Origin of the sequence: Streptomyces sp. NPDC006739 (assembly GCF_042869815.1) — a bacterium.
In the GTDB taxonomy this organism is placed as follows: domain Bacteria; phylum Actinomycetota; class Actinomycetes; order Streptomycetales; family Streptomycetaceae; genus Streptomyces.
In genome coordinates this window covers 1-2,599 of the sequence record NZ_JBIAGM010000080.1, presented here as the reverse complement: position 1 = coordinate 2,599, position 2,599 = coordinate 1, and the positions used below count along the sequence as shown (strand labels likewise).

Sequence of the window (2,599 nt, the reverse complement as noted above, 5' to 3'; positions counted from 1 at the left end):
CAAGACCCTCGGATGGAAGACACCCGCCGAAGCCCTCAACGAGCACCTACTATCTCTCCAGGTAGCCGGTGTTGCGACGACCGGTTGAACCCAAGTTCGCTGCCGCGGTCCGTGTGGAAGATGACGCCGTCGACCTGGCCGCCCCGGGTCGCGATCGCCATCTGCAGGGCGGCGCTGACCAGCGCGGCGTCGTGCCGCGCGCCCATCGCGTAGCCCAGGGCCCGGCGGGAGAACGCGTCGTGGACGGATGCGAGGTAGAGCTTGCCCTCGCCGGTGTCGATCTCCGTCATGTCGCCCCACCACAAGACGTTGGGCGCGATGGCGTCGAACTTGCGTCGCACCAGGTCAGGAGCAGTCTTCCGCTTGCCGGGACGAGTCAGCGAACGGCGTCGACGAGGAGGCTTGCGGCCCTGCAGCCCGAGTTCGGCCATGATCTCGGCGACGGTGTTCTCCGACACCTGCCAGCCCTCCTCCCACAAATCCAGCGTGATCCTCGGCGAGCCGTACGTCCGGCCCGAGCGGTCGAAGAAGCAGCGGATCCTCTCGGCCAGCTCTGCGCGTCTAACCTCGCGTTTCGTCGGCTCGGACGGTCTGCGGCGCCACTTGTAGAACCACGCCTCCGACACGCCGAGTGCCCGGCAGGAAGGGCGGTACGGAATGCTGTGCCCGGTCTTCTGGTCGCTGATCACCCCGACGAGCACCGCCGGGTCCGCCACAGCTACTTCACCCACAAGACCATGCAGCGTTTGAGCACATCACGCTCCATGGCCAGCTCCTTGTTGTCCTTCTTCAGCTGCGCGTTCTCCCGCCGCAGCCGCGCGAGCTCCTCGCTCTCCCCCATCGCCGTGGCCCCGCCGGCCCTGCGCGCCCGCGACACCCAGCTCGCCAGCGTGGTCTCGTTGATCCCGAGATCCTCGGCGACCTGTGCGATCGGCTTGCCGGTCTCGGCGACGATCCGCACAGCCCCCTCACGGAACTCCGCGTCGAACTTCCGCCTCTTGCCCGCCATGACCCTCAACTTCCCCTGCAGTCAGGGTCTCTACGCTACGAGGGGAAGGTCACTCTGAAGGCAACCAACTGACACCTCGAACCTGACAGCCAGGCAGGTGGGGCCGCCCCTAGCAAAGGGACGGCCCCACGCGCGTCGAACCGGCTCTATTCACAACGCGGCTGCAAGCAGTCACTCCTCACCCCACCTGAGAGACCCCTTCTCCACCCGCGCAGGCCACCCGTCCCAGCTGCCGCTCTGCAGGGCATCCGCGAAGGAATCCAGCAGCACACCCAGTGACGGGAAAGCCTCGCCCGGAACAGAACCCTCGCCATACTCCAGGACAGGGAAGCCGGACGCCCCAGAAGCATCAACGGCATATCCGTAGTACTGCCCCTCGAAGTCCTGGATAACAGGAACCCAGGAAACCCTCCAGTAGTCCTCCAGGCCGTTCTGTTCCTCAGACCGCCGCCACTTGGCGTACTCCTCACCGATTTCTGCGCATCCCAGAAGAATCCTCCCGTAAGGGAAGACCGCCGAATCCAGGTGGCGGACGGGCAACTCCCGCCCGTTGGGAAGGACCCGCGTCGTATCCTTCGCGGTGCTGCCGTTGTTCAGCCGCAGCAAAGTCTCAAGCACGTCCGGCACATCGAGGCCCAACGCCTCACGCAAAGAAGCGATGTCCTCGTCCGTTGCCGGCCCGCGCAGCGCCTGCGCACTGACTGGCGCGTTCACCTCAAGCCAGTGGACGATCCGCCCCCACGCCGACCGAACGTCTTCTACCTCGGACACTCCGCCTACACCCACCTCAGTATCAATCAGAGCTACGTACCGCCTAGTGGGCTGCACCAGACGCTCGTGGCCTCTCGGTGGCACCCTTTGGCATGGCCTGACTATAGCCAGGCAGCAATCCGGCTTCGCCGCATTCCTGGGTATCGAGGGTGCGTCCGCTCCCGCAGATCGTCGGTGGTCTCTGTGCCGACGATGGTCCCGCCGTCCGGGGCCAGCACCGTGTCCACCCACCTGCGGACAATCACCTACGCTTGCCATTCCTGCGCGGCCACGGCGAACTCAGCCTGAATGCGGTCGCCCTCCTCATGTAGCTCGCGAACTGGATGATCTTGAGAAACCGTGCCTCCCGTTCCCGGATGAGTGTCGGACTGGCGGATCATCACGAACCGGCGGCACTGCGACTACGCCGAAGCCCTGACGACTCGGCCCGAGGTGACCGTTGCAGTCAGTCCAAGTAGGTTCCGGCGAAGGCACCGTCGGAGCGCGACAGTGAACCCGAAAAGGCTCCATCGGACCCTGCGCATCATGTTGGCCGTTGCGGTAGGGGCTGCTCTCGCCATTGCCGTCACTGCATCGATCATGAAGGATCGCAGGCATGGCGAGGGTCTCTTGGGTGAGGTACTGGTGAGCGGTGACGGCCGCACTATCACCACCCTGAACAGCCGGGCCCCATGCCAGCAGGACCCGCCCCTCCTGGTCGCGAGCGAATCCCGCGATTCCGTCACCTTAGTGGTCGGCTCCGAAAGTCCTTCGGGGGTTGCGGGGTCCACGACTTGCTGCGCATCCCCGACACGGGATGCGCAATCCGTTGCTCCGGCT

Annotated in this window: 2 protein-coding genes and 1 pseudogene; all 3 read right to left on the bottom strand. The window is 65.4% G+C overall.

Features of this window, described 5'->3' with window-relative positions; genetic code table 11:
* Positions 1–104 precede the first annotated feature (104 nt).
* A pseudogene (locus ACFYMM_RS44295) lies at positions 105–689 on the bottom strand (IS3 family transposase); the annotation flags it as partial.
* 29 nt (positions 690–718) lie between these two features.
* Positions 719–1,009, bottom strand: coding sequence for a transposase (locus ACFYMM_RS44290; RefSeq protein ID WP_388398523.1), 291 nt, complete (start codon positions 1,007–1,009; stop codon positions 719–721).
* Positions 1,010–1,180: 171 nt separating this feature from the next.
* Positions 1,181–1,780 (bottom strand): SMI1/KNR4 family protein, encoded by a 600-nt coding sequence (locus ACFYMM_RS44285; RefSeq protein WP_388398520.1) that lies wholly within the window; start codon positions 1,778–1,780, stop codon positions 1,181–1,183.
* Positions 1,781–2,599 lie beyond the last annotated feature (819 nt).